This is a genomic window from Lawsonibacter sp. OA9 (assembly GCF_022440585.1).
Genome location: NZ_JAKNTI010000022.1, coordinates 1,850,222 through 1,867,499, shown reverse-complemented (window position 1 = coordinate 1,867,499; position 17,278 = coordinate 1,850,222). Strand labels below are relative to the sequence as shown.

General features: G+C 60.3%; 13 protein-coding genes. 4 read left to right on the top strand and 9 right to left on the bottom strand.

All coding sequences use genetic code 11. From position 1 onward, the window contains the following. Positions 1-8: 8 nt before the first annotated feature. Together MCG44_RS10255 and MCG44_RS10250 are read right to left on the bottom strand one after the other, a co-directional pair. On the bottom strand, positions 9-1,139 hold the full coding sequence (locus tag MCG44_RS10255; RefSeq protein WP_240288069.1) for a zinc-ribbon domain-containing protein: 1,131 nt from the start codon (positions 1,137-1,139) through the stop codon (positions 9-11). A 450-nt stretch (positions 1,140-1,589) separates the two neighbouring features. Continuing rightward, complete coding sequence (locus tag MCG44_RS10250; RefSeq protein WP_147571420.1) at positions 1,590-2,435, bottom strand: tyrosine-type recombinase/integrase; 846 nt, start codon at positions 2,433-2,435, stop codon at positions 1,590-1,592. A gap of 380 nt (positions 2,436-2,815) precedes the next feature. Between MCG44_RS10250 and MCG44_RS10245 the strand changes: the two genes are divergently transcribed. Beyond that, positions 2,816-6,913 (top strand): DUF6923 family protein, encoded by a 4,098-nt coding sequence (locus MCG44_RS10245; RefSeq protein WP_240288067.1) that lies wholly within the window; start codon positions 2,816-2,818, stop codon positions 6,911-6,913. 124 nt (positions 6,914-7,037) lie between these two features. On the opposite strand, the gene hslO is transcribed toward MCG44_RS10245, so the two are convergent. Genes hslO through MCG44_RS10230 form a run of 3 tightly spaced genes read right to left on the bottom strand, consistent with a single transcriptional unit; the run spans position 7,038 to position 8,967 of the window. Further along, positions 7,038-7,916: an Hsp33 family molecular chaperone HslO gene (hslO, locus tag MCG44_RS10240; RefSeq protein WP_147571418.1), complete on the bottom strand. Its 879-nt coding sequence runs from the start codon at positions 7,914-7,916 to the stop codon at positions 7,038-7,040. Positions 7,917-7,921: 5 nt separating this feature from the next. Further along, on the bottom strand, positions 7,922-8,674 hold the full coding sequence (locus MCG44_RS10235) for a class I SAM-dependent DNA methyltransferase (protein ID WP_240288065.1): 753 nt from the start codon (positions 8,672-8,674) through the stop codon (positions 7,922-7,924). Then, the gene (locus tag MCG44_RS10230) at positions 8,674-8,967 is read right to left on the bottom strand and encodes a YerC/YecD family TrpR-related protein (protein WP_147571416.1); all 294 of its coding nucleotides are present in this window, start codon (positions 8,965-8,967) and stop codon (positions 8,674-8,676) included. Before MCG44_RS10230 ends, MCG44_RS10235 begins: the two co-directional genes overlap by 1 nt. A gap of 237 nt (positions 8,968-9,204) precedes the next feature. Between MCG44_RS10230 and MCG44_RS10225 the strand changes: the two genes are divergently transcribed. Together MCG44_RS10225 and MCG44_RS10220 are read left to right on the top strand one after the other, a co-directional pair. Continuing rightward, on the top strand, positions 9,205-9,762 hold the full coding sequence (locus tag MCG44_RS10225; RefSeq protein WP_186851982.1) for an RNA polymerase sigma factor: 558 nt from the start codon (positions 9,205-9,207) through the stop codon (positions 9,760-9,762). Continuing rightward, the gene (locus tag MCG44_RS10220; protein WP_240288063.1) at positions 9,759-11,435 is read left to right on the top strand and encodes a hypothetical protein; all 1,677 of its coding nucleotides are present in this window, start codon (positions 9,759-9,761) and stop codon (positions 11,433-11,435) included. The genes MCG44_RS10225 and MCG44_RS10220 overlap by 4 nt, the downstream gene beginning before the upstream one ends. Before the next feature lie 36 nt (positions 11,436-11,471). Here the strand turns inward: MCG44_RS10220 and MCG44_RS10215 are convergent, their stop codons facing one another. From MCG44_RS10215 to MCG44_RS10205, 3 genes are all read right to left on the bottom strand, one after another. Beyond that, positions 11,472-12,788, bottom strand: coding sequence for a helix-turn-helix domain-containing protein (locus tag MCG44_RS10215; RefSeq protein WP_240288061.1), 1,317 nt, complete (start codon positions 12,786-12,788; stop codon positions 11,472-11,474). Positions 12,789-12,919: 131 nt separating this feature from the next. Then, a complete protein-coding gene (locus MCG44_RS10210; RefSeq protein WP_147571412.1) occupies positions 12,920-14,248 on the bottom strand; it encodes a putative ABC transporter permease in 1,329 nt (442 codons plus the stop codon). A 9-nt stretch (positions 14,249-14,257) separates the two neighbouring features. Continuing rightward, on the bottom strand, positions 14,258-15,412 hold the full coding sequence (locus MCG44_RS10205; RefSeq protein ID WP_240288059.1) for an alanyl-tRNA editing protein: 1,155 nt from the start codon (positions 15,410-15,412) through the stop codon (positions 14,258-14,260). Between the two features lie 219 nt (positions 15,413-15,631). Here MCG44_RS10205 and MCG44_RS10200 point away from each other — a divergent pair, with 219 nt between their 5' ends. Beyond that, complete coding sequence (locus MCG44_RS10200) at positions 15,632-15,802, top strand: hypothetical protein (RefSeq protein WP_240288057.1); 171 nt, start codon at positions 15,632-15,634, stop codon at positions 15,800-15,802. Positions 15,803-15,897: 95 nt separating this feature from the next. Here the strand turns inward: MCG44_RS10200 and MCG44_RS10195 are convergent, their stop codons facing one another. Then, complete coding sequence (locus MCG44_RS10195) at positions 15,898-17,226, bottom strand: sodium-dependent transporter (protein ID WP_240288055.1); 1,329 nt, start codon at positions 17,224-17,226, stop codon at positions 15,898-15,900. Positions 17,227-17,278 lie beyond the last annotated feature (52 nt).

Here is a 17,278-nt window from a genome sequence, read left to right as displayed (position 1 = left end):
TCATAGGTTCAAATGCGGCCTATACCGCTGTTTGACTGATTGGCCGCCCAGGCGGCTGGGGCGGGGGCCCGCCGGCTTCGGGCTTTGCCCGCGCAGACGGGACAGCCGCTGTGCTGCTCTCCTGTCCGGGAGTAGATGGCCGCCTTCCACACGTGTCCATAGGGGCACTCCCACCATACCTTCCGCCGGCTCCCGGCCGTCACCTGCTCCGGCGTTAGGCTGCCGTTGAGCGTCCAGTACCACTGGGCCGCCACCTCCGGCGCCAGAGTAGCTAGGTCGTTGAAGCCCGCCAGCGCCTTCCGCCCTGCGCAGTAGGGGCAGCCGCTCCCACCCATGGTCCGGGCCGCCACCACCGCCTGGTAGTCGTGGCCCTTTTCGCACCGCCACCACACCTTCCGGTTGCTGTACGGTGACACCTGAGTTGGGGCCAGGGCGCCGTTCCGCATTGGGTGCCACTGGGCGGCCGCCTCCGGGTAGAGGCTGGCCAGGTCGTTCTCCCCAGGGATTACCCGCTTGCCCGCACAGTAGGGGCAGCCTGTGCCCCCAAAGGATCGAGACAGGACTCTGGCTTGCCACTCATGCCCCCGACAGCATTTCCACCATACCCTTCGGCGGCTCCCAGCCGTCACTTCCTGGGGCGTCAGCGACCCGTTCCTCGTGGGGTGCCATTGGGCGGCCAGCTCCGGGTGGGTGACAGCCAGATCGTTCTCCCCAGGGGCAGTTACCCGGTTGCTGCACACCGGACAGCCGCTGCCGGCTGTCCGGGACTTGACCACGGCCTGCCACTCGTGCCCTTTTTTGCATAGCCACCAGACCAGCCTGTGGCTGCCGGGGAGCACCTGGTCCGGGGTGAGAGGGGCGTTTTTCGTGGGGTGCCATTGGAAAGCCACCTCCGGAAAGCGGGATGCCAGGTCGGTCTGGCCGGGGACGGCCAGCTTCCCAGAGCAATAGGGGCACCCGGCCCCCGCGCTCACCCGGGCGTACACGGCGCTCTGCCACTCATGCCCCTTCCCGCACCGCCACCAGACCCGGCGGCTGCTCCCGCCACTTACTGTGTCCGGCGTCAGCGGCAAGTTTTTCGTGGGGTGCCACTGATCCAGTAGTTCCTCACGGCCTGTTTGCCGACACAACTGATACATCGTTTTCCGAATATCCTCATCCCCTTTCCGCACGGGACAAAAAGGCCCAGCCTACAAGAACCTTCTCGGCCTTCAGGACAGAATCAGCCTTCTGTCATAATAGGATAAGGTGTTAAAAATGCTGCCTTGTCCATTAACACTTGGAAGGATGACAAAATCAGCCTTCTGTTCTGGATAAGGTCGGGGAGAGCGGCCCTTTTGTCCTCAATAGCCGCTTCATGGGGCGGAAAAAATAAAAAAGCCGCTCTGGAGAGCGACTTTTTGTCAAATCATGGGCATGGAAACACAGGCCGGCGAAAAAATGGATTCGTCGGTCCTGATTTTCATGCCTTGGAAGGCAAAAACACTTGCTTTTTCGGCCTTCCCCTGATATGATTATTGTTATGTAATGGATGTATCAGCCTTTTCCTCTCAATTTTTTGGGACAGAAGGCTGATTCTGTCTATAAGGCTAGGACACCAGCCTCAACCGCTCCAAGGCGCGGGCGTGCTCGGCGCCAGTAGAGATGAGGTAGATACGGGTCGTTTCAATGGAGGAGTGGCCCAACACATCGGCCAGCTTGGCCACGTCCCGGCATGCCCGGTAGAAGGTTCGGGCGAATAGGTGGCGCAGATTATGGGGAAAGACCTTGGAGGAGGCTACCCCAGCTTTCTGGCAGAGCCCCTTCATCTCCGCCCAGATCTGTTTCCTGGATAAGCTCTTTCCGCCTCTGGTGAGGAATATCTCACCGGAGGCGATTTTTTGTTTCCTGGCGTATTTCAGCAGCTTGCGGCACAGCTTGCCAGGGATGAGAATGGCACGGATCTTGCCCTTGAGAGATATCTCTGCTCTGCCCCGCTGGGCGGCCTCCACAGTGAGATATCTTACCTCGGACACCCGGACCCCGGTGGCACAGACGCTCTCCAGCAGCAGCTCCAGCCGCTCCTTTCCGGCCGCGCCCGCCGCCGCTACAAGACGGCCGTACTCCTCCCGTGTCAGCTCCCGGTCCGAGTCCCGGAACAGCCGCCGCTGCAGCTTCAGGTGACGCACCCGGCAGTCCGCCCAGCCGGCAAAGGCCAGAAAGCGGTCCAGCGCCGTCAGCTTGCCGTTCACCGTAGAGGGAGACTGGCCCTCCTCTAGCAAGCGCTCCTTCCACCGGGCAACGGAGGCCTTGGTTACTACGCCGCCCGCCAGAAAGGACGCGAACTGCGCCACATCCCGCAGGTATTTCTCTACCGTCGCCGCGCTTCGCTCCTCATCTTCCAGCCGCTTCCGAAACCGGATCAGATGCTCTCCGCTGATACTCCTGTTTTTCATGTCCCGCTCCTTTCCATGTTTCCTCTTAGTGTAACCGTTCAGGGTCGGCTCGTATCCTCTTTTGCAGGGCTTATGTTGCAAATTGATACCAAACTTACCAAAGGGACAGGAACCTTGTGCCCTGGAACGGCAAAACGCTCTCTTACATGAAAAGATGTTTCCATGTGAGAGGGCATTTCATCCATCGTGTATTGCTCAGGAGAAAATAGAGCCTGGGCTATTGCTGGCAGGAAAAAAGATCGCTCCTTTTGAAGCCGTTTCTGAGGCGGGAGCCTTCGAATACCCGGTCCAAGTGCCCTAAGAAGGCGGCATGGCATAATATGGAGTGGCGGCGTAGGCCAATTTTCAGCCGCCAATTTTAACAGGGAGATGTATTTCAAATGCCAGCCACCATCACCGGGGTCGTCTATGACGACCTGGACCGAAATGGTCAGTTTGACGGGGGCGAACCGGGGATCCCCGGCGTTTCCATGACATTATACAGGGCCGTAGGCAGCTGTACTACTGTGCAGACCGACGCCTTTGGCCGCTATTCCTTCTCTGTGGCGGCCGCCGGCAGTTATACGATATATGAGCCGGTGGTCCAACCCACCTCATGTCCGCCCTCAGCTTTTCCACAGCCGGCGGGCTATCTCCACTCCAATACTCCGCGCAAAGCGGATGTTACCGTGACTGCCGCTCAAGTGGAATCCAATGCGGAGCTCTCCGGACAGAACTTCGGACACGACGCCCTGAGCGCGCCGCTGCCCTGCTCCAGCCGGATGATTCAGTTTGTAGGGCGGCCCACCAACTGGTACGACATCGATCTGGTCACGGGGCAGTCGGTGCTGCGCGGGGCGGTAGACCCAGCCCACGATGTAAACGCCATTGGGTACAGTCCCCTGGACAACTATCTCTATGGCTATGACCAGACGACCAACAACCTGGTGCGTGTAGATGGGGACGGGACCCTGACCCAACTGACTCGCCCTAACGGACTGCCGGCTGCCGGCTACAACACCGGGACCTTTGACGCGGCCGGATTCTTTTACCTGTATATCAATGACGCGGCCCGCTACTACACAGTGGATCTGCGTCCCGGTTCGGCCACCTATTTGAAGCTGGCAGACCCCAGAGCGGGCTATGTGGAGCAGACGGCAAACTATGGCACGCCCCTGTCCTCCGCGGTCAACATCAGTGACTGGGCCTACGACCCGGCGGACGGAAACCTGTACGGTGTGCAGCGCAACGGAGTGCTCACTCGAATCGTCCCCACCACTGGCCAGGTCACGGCCCTGTCCACCACCGCCCCCAATCCAAATGCGTCTTTCGGCGCGGTGGTCATAGACAGCACCGGGACTGTCTACGCCATCGCCAACAACGACGGAACGGTATACCGCTATACCCACAGTGGCAACACTGCCGTAGGAGTGCCCTTCTCCACCACCTTTTTTGCCTCCTTTAACGACGGGGCCATCTGCCCCCGGACAGTGGTGGAGCCCACAGCGGACTTGCAGATGACCAAGACGGCGGACCCCAATCCCGCTACTGCGGGGGGACCGCTGACGTACAGCATCAAAAACTATAACAATGGCCCCGACCCGGCACAGGATGCCCAACTCACTGACACAGTTCCCCCAGAGATGCTGTCCCCCCAGTTCTCCCTGGATGGGGGAAGCACCTGGCAGCCCTGGGCCGGCTCGACCCCTCTGGGTGACATCCCGTCAGGGGACAGCGTCACAGTGTTGATCCGTGGGACCGTGGACCCAGCGGCCACGGGGAGCATCGTCAATACCGCCGTAGTTAGCTCCCCTACCTTTGATCCGGACCTGTCCAATAACACAGACACCGTGGAGGTGTCGGTGGGGGAGGAGGCGGACCTGTCTCTGCTGAAGCTGGGCGCTCCCAAACCCGCCCGTCCGGGGGACCGGGTGACCTATACTTTCGCGGTGGGCAACGCCGGCCCCTCCAGTGCGGTAGATGTCACCTTAGAGGATCAGCAGCCCGCTGGACTGGACGGCCTGGAGTGGTCGCTGGACAACGGAGCCACTTGGCAGCCGTGGAGCCCAACTCTCCCCCTGGGGACTTTGATACCAGGGGTGGCCAGAGTGGTGCTGCTGCGGGGCGTAGTCAGCCCTGCGGCCGGCCAGACCATTGTCAACACGGCTGCCGTGACCAGTCCCACCCCGGACCCGGACCCCAGTAACAATACCTCCACGGATATTACACCCGTTGACCTGGCCGCCGACCTGGCGGTTACCAAGACCGGGGCGCCCAGTCCGGTATCTGCGGGCGGGGTACTGACCTATACCGTGGAAGTTTCCAATCTGGGGCCGGCGGACGGACAGAACGTCCGCCTTACCGACCCCCTACCTGACCAGCTGTCCAACGGGGAGTATTCTCTGGATGGTGTGACCTTCCGATCCTGGACCGGGTCTCTGTCCCTGGGCACCCTGCCGGCGGGCGGCGCACGGACCGTTGTCCTCCGGGGGACGGTGAGAGCGGATGCCGCTGAGACCATCCAGAACACCGTGACCATTACCAGCGACACTCCAGACCCAGATCCCACCAACAACACAGCCACGGAGCTGACCCCAGTAAACACTGCCGCCGACTTGGCAGTAACTAAGATCGCTTCCCCGAATCCGGCTATCCATGGTCAGTTGCTGACTTATTCTATCCTGGTCCAAAATCTGGGCCCGGACCCGGCGGTGGATGGCCAGATCACCGATATGCTGCCCGCCCTTCTGCTGGGGCAGGAGTTCTCTCTGGACAACGGGGCCAGCTGGCAGCCGTGGACGGGAAGCTATGCCCTGGGGACCATCGCCAATGGGCGGCAGATACAGGTGCTCATCCGGGGGACGGTGAGCATGGACGCGGAGGGCCTGGTGGAAAACACCGCGACCGTGTCCAGCAGCACCCCGGACCCGGACCCCGGCAACAACAGTGACACGGTACGGATCCCGGTAGACGTTTCCGCTGACCTGGCGGTGGTCAAGACGGGGCTGCCGGTGGCGGTTCGGGCGGGGGAGCCCCTGGTCTATACCATGATAGTGACCAATGCGGGCCCCTCCGCTGCCCAGGACGTGGAACTGGCGGACCAGACGCCGGGTGCCCTTCTGGGGCCCGAGCTCTCCATGGACGGAGGGATCACTTGGGTACCCTGGTCCAGCCCCTATCCGCTGCGTACCCTGCTGCCGGGGGACAACAGGACAGTCCTTATCCGAGGGACAGTGTCCCCCTCGGCCCAGGCTGGCCCCCTGTCCAACACCGCGGTAGTATCCAGCACTACACCGGACCCAAATCCGGACAACAACACGGATACCGCACCGGTGGAGGTGGAGCAGTCCGCCGATCTGAGTGTGGTAAAGGAGGGCGGGACCTCTCCCGCGGTGCCCGGCCAGCAGTTCCAGTACACCATCACGGTGGGAAACAGCGGCCCCTCGGACGGACAGAATGTGATTCTGACCGACTCGGTTCCGGCCGCCCTGCTGGGACAGGAGTTCTCGTTGGATAACGGGGCCACCTGGGCACCCTGGTCCAGCCCCTATGGGTTGGGCATCCTGCCCGCCGGACAGAGCCGCTCGGTCCTGCTGCGGGGCACTGTAAGCACAACTGCGGGAGATACCCTGGTCAACACAGCGGTGGTGGCCTCTACTACCCCGGACCCGGACCCCAGCAACAACAGTTCCACTGATGTGACTCCGGTGCTCCAGACGGCTGACCTGGCGGTGGTCAAGACGGGGCCCGTGGACCCGGTCCAGCCCGGTCAGAGCTTGACCTATACTATCTTGGTGACCAACCGGGGGCCGAGCACTGCCCAAGGGGTAATATTGGCGGATATCACTCCGCCGGAGCTGTCCAATGTAGAGTTCTCCCTGGATGGCGGAGCCACCTGGGGCCCCTGGAGCGGGAGCTATCCTATTGGAGAACTGCCGGAGGGTGGGGCGCGGTCCTTCCTGATCCAGGGTGGATTGGCGGTGGAGGCCCGAACCAGTGTCACCAACACGGCCGTCGTGTCCAGCACTACGCCGGATCCAGATCCCACAAATAACTCATCCACCAGCGTGGTACCCATCGCGGGCGGCACGGATCTACAGTTGAGCAAGTGGGCGCCAGGTTACGTCCAGCCTTGTCAGACGCTGGTCTATGTGCTTCAGGTGACCAACCTGGGGCCAGAAACGGCGCTGCAAGCGGTAGTGACAGACCAACTGCCGGCGGAGTTGAATGGGGTGATGGTGTCACCCGACGGCGGCGGCACCTGGCAGCCCTGGATTGGCAGCTACGAGCTGGGGGATATCCCCTCCGGGCAATCCCGGTCCTTGCTGCTGGCCGGGCAGGTGGATGCCTGTGCCCAGGGCGTCCTTGTCAACCGGGCGGCGGTAACTGCTCTGTCCCTGGAGTTGAGGCCCGAGGACAACGAGGCATCGGCGGCCACGGTGGTGTGGAGGCCCTGGTGCCAGGGCCCGATGCCCCGGCACCGCCAACTGCCCTGCTGAAAAGAGAGATGCCGGAAGGATATCCTTCCGGCATCTTCTAAAATTAAAACAGAGTCCTGGAGCCTCACAAGCTGTTTACGAAAAGAGAAAATCAGGGCTGACCCGCCTGGGCCAGCCCTGATGCTCACATATTGGCCAAAATGTCCTCCAGTTCCTCCCTGGAGTAGCGGTACACTTTGTCGCAAAACTGGCAGGACAGCTCCGCCTGGCCCTGCTCGGCGATCAGTCCGGACAGCTCTTGCCGCCCCATGCTGATGAGGGCGCGGGTCACCCGGTCTCGGGAGCAGTAGCACCGGTACTCCACCGGATGCTTCTCCAGGATCTCCAGCTCAAAGTCCTTCAGTACCGCTTTCAGCAATCCCTCGCCGTCCAGTCCATCGGCTAGAGCGTGGCTGACCGAGCCCATGGCATGGACCCCGGCCTCTATCTTGGATATCATCTCCTCGTCGGCGCCAGGCAGAAGCTGGATGAGATAGCCGCCGGCAGCGGTGACAGACTGGTCCAACCCTACCAGTACACCCAGGGCACAGGCGGTTGGGATCTGCTCGCTCTCCACAAAGTACATGGCCAAGTCGTCAGCAATCTCACCGGAAAACAGACCGATAGACCCCACATAGGGCTCCTTCAGTCCGATGTCTTTGATGACGGTAAGGGTGCCGTCGGTTCCCACCGCGGCCCCCACGTCCAGCTTGCCCCGGTACTTCTCCATCAGGTCCACCTGGGGGTGCTGGACATAGCCCCGGACGTTGCCCTCATAGTCGGACACCGCCAAAATGGTGCCCAGGGGGCCGCCCCCTTTGATTTGAAGGGTGAGGGAGCCCTGCTCCTCCTTGAGCATGTCGCCCATCATAGAGGCCCCCAGCAGAGCCCGCCCCAGGGCGGCGGTGGACATGGGCAGCAGCTTGTGGATGTTTCGAGCCCGCTCCACCACGTCCCGTCCGGTGACAGCGACAGCTTTGACCAGGCCGTCGCCGGTTATTGCTCTTACGATTTCGTCGCGCATAGATATTACTTGTCCTTTCTCGCAGTGAAAAAAATGCGCTGTTCCCCGTCCACGGGGGGACGCATTTTCAATTCTCCGAATATCCTGATCTGGGAAAAACCCGCCTGCCGGAGCATGGCCGTCAGCTCCTCCGTGGTGTAGGCCCGCTCCCGGTGGAGCTCCTCCCCCCGCGCCCACTGGCCGGTCCTTTCGTCCAACTGGAAAATATCCATGAAATAGGAACAGATGCGGCCGCGCCGGGAGTACTCCGCCCGCCAGACGCAGTAGGCGTCCTCAGTTTCATCTAAAAAGACCTGACCATCCAGCCCCTCCAGTTTTTCCACCGTGTTTACGTCAAAGAGAAACAGACCCCCAGGCATGAGAAACAGGTGGACCCGCTCAAAGGCCCGCTGGAGCTTTTTCGGGTCGGTAACATAGTTGACGCTGTCCAGACAACACACACAGGCGTCGATGGTGCCGTACAGGTCCAGCCTCTCCATGGGCTGGCACAGGAAGATGGGCTCAATGGGGGCGGCGCCCCGGTTTTTCTCCGCCGCCTCGGCCAGCATCTCCGGCGACTGGTCCACTCCGATCATCTCATAGCCCCGCAAGGCCAGCTCCCGGGTGAGGGAGCCCGTGCCGCAGGCCAGGTCCAGCACCGTCCTGCCTGGCAGGGGCTGGCGGCGGAAGTGCTTTTCGATATAGTCGGCCCAGGCGGGATAGCGGACATCATAGGTCAGCTGGTCATAGCAACCGGCCAGAAAGCGGTAGCTGTTCATCACCGCCGCTCCTTCAGGCGGGGGATGACCCGCTGATAGCCCTCCGCCCCGTAGTGGAGGCACCGGTTCACCCGGCTGATGGTGGCGCTGGAGGCCCCAGTCTTTTCCAGAATGTCGCTGTAAATCAGGCCCTCATCCAGCAGCATGGCCACTTCCATCCGCTGCTCCATGGCCTTCAGCTCGGACACGGTACACAGGTCCTGGAGAAAGCGGCGGCACTCGTCCTCGTCCTTCAGGGTCAAAATGGCGCGATACAGGGTATCGCTGGCCTCTTTATCCAAAAATTTTGACATAACAGGCTCCTTTCTCCCGATGATTCCAAGGGTGGGGGATATCTCCATACTTCTATATTTTAACAGGCTACCATGTGAAAGTAAACAAAAAAATACAGCCAGAGGACCGGCACCCGAGGTCCGCCCCTCGTAGCTTTTTTCACCGGCCCATGATAAAATAAAAAATCAATCCGATGTCATATCGCGCGTTTTTTTACGTCTAGAAGGATGAATAGGATTTTGGAAGGAGGTGCGGCCGTGGAGGACACAGACATCATCCAGCTGTATTGGGCCCGGGACGAGGGGGCCATTGCGGCCACCGACGAAAAATACGGCACGCTGTGCCGCTCTCTGTCCCACAATATCCTGGCCAGCCGGGAGGACGCGGAGGAGTGTGTCAACGACACCTGGCACCGGGCCTGGAATACCATGCCGCCCCAGCGGCCTGCCTCCCTGCGGGCCTATCTGGTCCGATTGGTCCGCAATTTGTCCATCGACCGCTGGCGGGCCCGGAAGAGCCAGAAGCGGGGAGAAGGGCTGGAGGCGCTGGTACTGGAGCTGGAGGACTGTGTGCCAGCCGTCCCCAGCGCCGAGGAGGAGACAGAGGCGCGGGAGCTCTCCCGGACCATTGACCGCTGGCTGGACGGTCTGCCGAGAGAGGACCGAGTTCTGTTTGTCCGCCGATACTGGTACGGACAGCGGCTGGATGAGCTGTCCGGTCAGCTGGGCTGGTCCCCAAACCGGGTGAGCCAGCGGCTGCTCCGCCTGCGGACGGGTCTGAAGCGGTATCTGGAGCGAGAGGGGGTAGTGCTGTGAGTGACAAGAGTGAGAGGATCTTTCAATCTCTGAGCGACATTTCAGACCAGAAGGTAGATGAGGCGGCCCGGAGACCGGCCGGAAAGCGGCCCGCCCCCCGTTGGAGGCGGTGGACCGCCCTGGCCGCCTGTCTGTGCCTGGTGGCGGGGGCGGCAGTGTGGTATCTGCCCCGGATGGGGGGGAGCTCATCCAACAACGGCCTGGGCGGGAGCGGAGCGGACGGGGTGACCAATTTCATGTCCTATGCAGGCCCGGTGTTTCCCCTGACCTTGGCGGAGGAAAACGGGGCTGTCACCGCCCAGCGGGAGATCACTCTGGACTTTCAACCCTGGGTACCCCGGTGGATCTCTAATGAGGAGATGGCCGCCGAAGAAGCGGCCTGGGGGGAGGAGAGCTACGATAAGATCCTAAGTGATCTCCGGGAGAGCTTCCCCGATGGGGGTTACTCCAGCCGGTCCACGGACCTTCTGATCCGCGACCGCTATGTACTGACCAATCACTCCGACCAGGAGCAGAGGGTCCAGGTGCTCTACCCCTTTGTCAGCTCCCTGAGGGACCTGACGAAGCGGATGCCAACCCTGTCTGCGGACGGCGAAGAACTGGAAACTGTCCTTCACCCCGGCGGATACTCCGGCGGCTTTCAGGACACCGAGGGACAGACAGATGGGGAGCGGCTGAACCTGCGGGGGCTGGACTCCTGGGAGGCGTACCGGGATCTTCTGTCCGACGGCTCCTATCTGGAGGGAGCCCTGGGGGATTACCCAGACCTGACAGGCGTGCCGGTGACGGTCTATCGATTCACCGATCCCTGGGGGCCGGAGCAGGACGAGAAGGCCGACCTTCCAAACCCTACCCTCCGGGTGGAGTTCGAGCTGGACTATGACAGGACTACTGTTCTCTCCTACGGCTTCCATGGCGGCTTCTATGATCGGGAGGCGGGGATCATGGGCCAGAGCTTCTCCATTCCTCAGGAATGGGAACGGGATCACGACCGACCCTATTATTTAATTGTCCTGGGGGACGACGTGGCCAATATGACCACCCAGGGCTATAACACCGGGGGCTGGGACACGGACAAAAAGATAGAGGCCGGGGTGGATATCCAGCGGTATGAGAGCGATCTGGATACCGCCCTTCGGGATGCGGCCGCCCTGCTCTATGAGACGGATATGGAGCGGTGGAGCGAGGACCTGTGGGGCCTGCGCCACCCCGCCCAGGCCACGGTGGACTTTGAGATGTACTACGGCCTGCTGTGCGGCTATCTGATGAGCTACGGCCTGCTGTCAGAGGACCCGGCGGAGCGGTATGAAACCGGCTGGCTGGAAGAGGTGGACTTTGAAGTGGCAGACCGTGTATGTTATCTGGAGGGGGAAGTGACTATCCCCGCTGGCGGGACAGTGGAAGTGACTGCCCAACTGGTCAAGAATGCCAGCTTCGATTTCTACTGTGCCCACACCGAAAACGAGGGCGTATACGGCTATGACCTGGTGACCAGGCTGGGCTCCGCCCTCACCTTTACCGGCCAGAGCGCCGTTCTGGAGGACCGGGAGCGGATCGAGATCGTTCGGCAAAACTTTGGGTTTGAGCCTGAGAGCGGGATACGGACCGTGGAGCTGAATCCGGAGGAGGAGCACTACTATCTGGCGGTCCGGCGGGTGGAGACAGAGGAATAGGAAAAGACAGCGGACTGTGACCAGTCCGCTGTCTTTTTATCCCGCAAGCTCCCAGCCTTCCGGCTCGCTGGGGAAGTCAAAGCTGGTGCTGAACCAAGTGATTTCATCCCCCTCTACTCGGAAAGCGGGGAGAGAGGGGGTGACTATCTGCCGGCCGTACTGGTCGGTGACCAGGGCGGCGAAGACCAGTTCATCCCCCTCCTGGAGATCCAGCTCTACCGAGGGAAGGTGGAACCACTGCTCCGCCTTCTCAAAGCCGTGATGATTGTCTGGACGGCCGCATGGCTCCAGCCAAAAGAGCAGTGCTCGGTTTCGGAACAGGCCGAGCTGGACCTGCTTGACTTGGGATTGACCAATATCCTCGTTGACCGCAGAGGCGGAGGCGGACAGCCCTGTGAGGAAGCCATAATTCTCTCTCACATGGAACAGGCCGTCCTCTCCACGGGGAATATTTAACAGGGCACTCTCCAAAAGAGAGATATCTACCACTGGTAGACTGCTGCCGTAGAGAGAGGAATAGTTACCCAGTAGTTGAGTCTGGCGTGTTCCCTGGTCCACCAGGACCGCGGATAAGGTGATGCTGTCTGTCAGAGGGCAGGTGATCTGGCCGGAGAACTCCTGCCCCGGTCCAGGAACGGCGGGAACGTCCACCAACCCATCCCCGGTATCAGCATGGAGAAGGATCTCCAGCCCCTCAGTATAGGTCTTGGGCACCACACGGACCGAAAAGGTGACAGTATTGGACGCCAGGTCGGCCGACTGGATATTGGTAGCGTAGTCGGCCACCAGACTGTTCTGGGATTTTAGGATCTCCTCCACCCTGCTGGTAATGGAGCCGATTTGACTATTGACCGAGTAGGTAATATTGCCCACGGAATTGGCCAGGTCGGTGTATTGGCGGTCCAGCTCCTTCAACCGGGCGAATAGGGAGCGCCCGGCCAGAAGGACAAGCAGCAGGGCCAGACAGGCGGCGCCGTAGCGCAAGCGCCTGTGGCGGGGGGAGCGGCTTTCCCGAACCTTCTGCTCCACCAATTCCGACACCCGCTCCTGCTGTTCCGCGGTGAGCTGGCTGGACTGCTGATAGCGGGACAGGATCTCCTCGACCAGTTTCAACTGGGCAGGGGAAAGATCGTTGGAGATGTGCTCCTCCTGGTCCTCCTCCACACCGAGCAGCCAGCCGACGGATACATGGAACAGGCGGCTGAGAGCCACCAGTTTGTCCACATCGGGCAGACTGGAATCAGATTCCCATTTATAAATAGACTGTCGGGATACGCCGAGAGCCTCGCCCAGCCCCTCCTGGGACAGATCCAGCTCCCGGCGCTTGGCGGCGATACGTTGTCCGGTCGTCATGGTCATCGGCCTCCTTTGCATTCACCCTAGCAAAAAGGGGAGAAAAAGACCACCTCCTCGCGGTTTGAATCCTGCTAACCAGCGGTTTACATTCTCCGGAATCCATTGGGGCGCAAGGAGTTTAGAGGACCTCAGTCCACCAAAATAGCATTGGGATAGATGCGCTCCATGCGGCTGTCTGGGAAACGGCGGTCCAGAAGCTGTCCCAGCGCGGTGTCGGGCGGAGCGTCCATAGTCTGACGCTGGGTGTACCGTCCCATGGCCAGACAGGACACGGCGATGTTGACCACCATAAAGAGGATGAGGACCCAGGAGAGGACCCGGCCGATCCGGAGAGGGAGCCGCTCGATCCACTGGGAGAGCCGGGGGTAGATGGACTTGAGCCACACGACAGCGGCGATGCCCCAGAAAAAACAGTATAACAGATTGATGCGTCCGCCCAGATTGAAGGGCAGGTGGCTGTAGTCCCAAAACACCGTGCCGAAGACCAACTCGGTAAAAACGGAGCAGAGATACTCATAGACGCCGCCCACCACGGTTCCAACAAGAAAGACGTAGCTGTCGCTCTTGTGCCGGTACTTGTACAGAACAGCGGTGAGCAGGACGGCCCCCAGCCCCCAGACAATGGAGAAGGGGCCGTAGACCACGCTGCTTCGGCTCATCCACACCCCGGCCGTGATACGGCAGAAGATGGTTTCAATCATGTCGCCCAGAAAGGCGCCGATCAAAAACAGCCACAACAGCTTGTAAAAGCAGCAGCCCTGGGCAAAGACTCCGGACGTTCCTTTTTTGGCGGCTCTGCGGCGGGCCTGTTCCTCCAGCCGCTCCCGCCGTAGGCCGTAGGCCCTGGCCATACGGCGCTGGATATACCGGGTGACGGCGTTATCCAGATGGTCGGTGAGACGACGGAGCCGGAGGGAGAGCTCACTGGGCTCCTTCAGACTGGTATTGAGCTGGAGCAGGGCGGCCAGAGAGGTAAGCAGGTCGCCGGCCAGCAGACAGAACAGGACCAGCAGGATGAGCTGACCGACAGAGCGGGGAATCAGTCCGGCCAGCCTGACCAGCAGGGGGTTGCCAAAATAGAGGCACAAAAGGGCCATCCCGCCCCAGAGAAGGGAGTATCCCAAACAGATGTGACCCTCGAATTGAAAGCGGTATCTGGAGTAGTCCCACCACTTCTGGCCGGAGAGATGTTCCAGTAGGATGCCGGTGAACAGTTCAAGGCCGGTGGCAATAATCAGGCCAAAGAGAAAGAGAAAAAAGGGCGTATTTTTCAGTTCGGGCAGAAAGATGGCGAACAACACAGCCGCCAGGCCGTAAACCGGGGAGAAGGGGACATTCAAAAACCCCCGATTGATAAGCCGCCGCCGTTTGGCGGCCGCCAGAGCGGTTTCACCCAGCCACCCCAAAAAGGAGTAGGCCAGAAAGAACCAGAGAAGCTGATATACTGTATATTCCATAGAAACTCCTTATCCAGCGGCGGAAAAGAATGCCTGGATAGCCCCATGGTCCGCCTGGACCGAGCCCTGGACAAAGCCGGGCTTGCCGCCACCACGGCCGTTGAGGCTTTGGTTCATCTCCTTGGCAAAGGTACGCAGGTCGCCCTCCAGTTGGCCAACGGCGTACTTGTAGCCCTGACCATCCACGCCGGAGAAGCAGGCACACCGCCCGCCACAAGTCTGGAGGACGGCGTCGCACAGGCGGCGCAGACTATCAGGGGTCAGGCCCTCCTCAAAGAGAAGCACATCTCCTGCCCCAGTGAGCTGACGGGCCAGGGAAGCAAAGCGATCCTCCTCCATGGATAGAAGCCGGGACTTCAGAGCGGCGTTCTCCTCGGTCAGCCGCTGGACCGCTGCCCCAGTTTCAAAGGCCTTGGCAGAGAGAAGGGTAGACACCTGGTGGTTCTGCGCTAAAATACTGTTTACATAACGCAAGGCCCGACTGCCGCACACCAGTTCGATGCGTACCCCCTCACGAAACTTCTGAACGGACAGGAGCTTCACAAAGCCCACCTGGCCGGAGGAGGCCACATGGGTGCCGCAGCAGGCGCAGGTATCAGCGCCGGGGAAAGAAACGATTCTTACCCGGCCAGTCAGCGCCTTTTTGCTCCGGTATTCCAGTGTTGCCAGCTGTTCCGGAGAAGGGAAGGTGATGGAGATGGGGTGGTCTTCCCAGATATAGCGGTTGGCCGCCTCCTCCAGCTCCTGGAGCTGGTCTCCGTCCAGCAGTACGTTTAAATCGATGGTAATGAAGTCGCTCCCCATATGAAAACCAACATTGTCGCACCCCCACTTAGCGTGGGCGATGCCGGACACGATATGCTCGCCGGAGTGGTGCTGCATCAAATCGAAGCGGCGTTCCCAGTCAATCTGCCCCTCCACCTGAGCGCCGGGCTCCAAAGGGCCGTCACAGGTGTGGACTACCCGGCCCTCACGCTCGTGGACCTCCAATACCTGGACCGGCCCAAGGACGCCCAGGTCATAGGGCTGACCGCCCCCCTCGGGGTAGAAAGTGGTCTGGTCCAGTATTACGTCATAGCCTCGCTTGCCCTGTATGCAGGACTCCACATGGGCGGAGAATCGGGTCAGAAATGGGTCTTGTTCGTAGAGCTTTTCCATGGTCATGTCCTCTCTCTATTTTTTGTATCATAGCACACTGGGGTTGGAAAGGCAAATTGGAAAGATGTTTCGTTTGAGAATATGATTTCAGGTGGGCGGCAGGAAAGTTTAATGCGGATTTAATGCGGCGGCATTTTGCTTAATCCCATTTTTTTATGAAATGGAATAGGATAGGCTCATCCGAAAGGGCAGGATTCGGATAATAAAGTACAGAGGTGAGTCGTTATGATAGCTGATTATATGTTGCTTCGACTGGTGATTGCCACTATCGTTATTTTAGTAGCGTCTGTTCTGGCTCTGTCCGTGAAGCTGGTATCTAGGATAGTCCGGTCTGCCGCCCATAAGAAGTCTGTAAAGGCATATTCCTGGGACAGGAGTAAGACTGCTGCTCGTTAAAGAAGCGGCCTCCACATTTGTTTTCCCCATTTGGTCAGAGAGCCGGGACACAAGCCTGTGTTCCGGCTCTCTGTATTTGTGAGTGGGGAGAGCGTTCAACCAATACTGCCGAAGACAGCCCCCAAAACCAGAACCAGCAGGGTAACGCCGCAGAACAGATATTTTGCCATTGGATAGAACCAGGACCCAAGAGGCTTGTGGCGGGCCAGGTTTACCTGCTTGAGTACATAGTCCTTGCCGCATATCCAGAAGAACATGACCGCGGCCAGCAGGGCGCCGATGGGGCAGATATAGATGGAGCACACGTCCATCCAATGGGAGACGATAGGGGCGATGAGCAGGCCCACTCCAATGCCGATGGCCCCGATGATGCCGACGGCAGCGGGCCTTGGCAGGTGGAACAGCTCCTGGAGGGTGGCGGTGGGGGCCTCAAACAGATTGACCAGAGAGGTCAGAGCAGCGAAAACCACCGCGACAAAGAATACCACCAGGATGACTGGCCCGCCGGGGATTCCGCGGATCACATTGGGGAGGTAGATGAACATTAGGCCCGGACCGCTCTCGTTGAGCTGCTGGCCCGCCACCGCCATTGCGGGAATGATGACCAGAGCGGCCAACAGGGCGGCACAGGTGTCAAAGAGGGCCACCATCTTGGCGTCAGAGGGGATGTCGGAGTCAGGGCTCAAGTAGGAGCCGTAGATCAGTGTTCCATTGCCGGCAATGGACAAGGAGAAAAATGCCTGGCCCAGGGCATAGACCCATACCCAGGGGTCCAGGAGCCCTTCAGGGCGGAGGACGAAGATGTACTGATAGCCGGCGGAGGAGCCGGGCAGAGTGACCAGGTAGACGGCCAGACCGATAAACAGTAGAAAGAACAGGGGCGTCATGACTTTATTGGCCTTCTCGATGCCCCGGCCCACGCCGAAGGCCATGATGGCGATGGTGACCGCCATGCCGGCGATCTGCCAGCCCAGGTTTCCAGAGGCGGTGGCGCCAAAATTGGCGCTGAAGGCGTCTACTCCGTCCAGGGCGGACAGAGCGCCGGTGATGGACTGGGCGGTGTACTTGAAGATCCAGCCGGTGACCACAGAGTAACCGATGGCCAGGGCCAGGGATCCCAGGACCGGGATAAGGCCCAGCAGCTTGCCAGGCTTATCGGTGCCGAAGCGCAGCTTGGTGGCCTCGCCAAAGGCGTGGACAGGACCGGACCGGGTGGCCCGGCCGAAGGCCATCTCCCCGATGACGCCGGTGGAGCCGATGATAACCACAAAGATCAGATAGGGGATCAGGAAGGTGGCTCCGCCGTATTTTGACACCCGAGCCGGAAAGAGCCAGATGTTGCCCATGCCGACCGCGGAGCCGATACAGGCCAGAATGAAGCCCCACTTAGAGCCCCAGGAATCTCGTTTCTTCTCATGTTTCATGGATGTTCGATCACGCCTCTCTCTTTTTGACAGGGAAGGTCCTGCGCAGATG

Excerpts from the sequence above, each read along its gene's own strand:
- MCG44_RS10245 (WP_240288067.1), top strand. The coding sequence starts at position 2,816 with ATGCCAGCCACCATCACCGGGGTCGTCTATGACGACCTGGACCGAAAT.
- hslO (WP_147571418.1), bottom strand. The coding sequence starts at position 7,916 with ATGCGCGACGAAATCGTAAGAGCAATAACCGGCGACGGCCTGGTCAAA.
- MCG44_RS10255 (WP_240288069.1), bottom strand. The coding sequence starts at position 1,139 with ATGTATCAGTTGTGTCGGCAAACAGGCCGTGAGGAACTACTGGATCAG.
- MCG44_RS10200 (WP_240288057.1), top strand. The coding sequence starts at position 15,632 with ATGATAGCTGATTATATGTTGCTTCGACTGGTGATTGCCACTATCGTT.
- MCG44_RS10250 (WP_147571420.1), bottom strand. The coding sequence starts at position 2,435 with ATGAAAAACAGGAGTATCAGCGGAGAGCATCTGATCCGGTTTCGGAAG.
- MCG44_RS10235 (WP_240288065.1), bottom strand. The coding sequence starts at position 8,674 with ATGAACAGCTACCGCTTTCTGGCCGGTTGCTATGACCAGCTGACCTAT.
- MCG44_RS10215 (WP_240288061.1), bottom strand. The coding sequence starts at position 12,788 with ATGACGACCGGACAACGTATCGCCGCCAAGCGCCGGGAGCTGGATCTG.
- MCG44_RS10230 (WP_147571416.1), bottom strand. The coding sequence starts at position 8,967 with ATGTCAAAATTTTTGGATAAAGAGGCCAGCGATACCCTGTATCGCGCC.
- MCG44_RS10195 (WP_240288055.1), bottom strand. The coding sequence starts at position 17,226 with ATGAAACATGAGAAGAAACGAGATTCCTGGGGCTCTAAGTGGGGCTTC.
- MCG44_RS10210 (WP_147571412.1), bottom strand. The coding sequence starts at position 14,248 with ATGGAATATACAGTATATCAGCTTCTCTGGTTCTTTCTGGCCTACTCC.
- MCG44_RS10205 (WP_240288059.1), bottom strand. The coding sequence starts at position 15,412 with ATGACCATGGAAAAGCTCTACGAACAAGACCCATTTCTGACCCGATTC.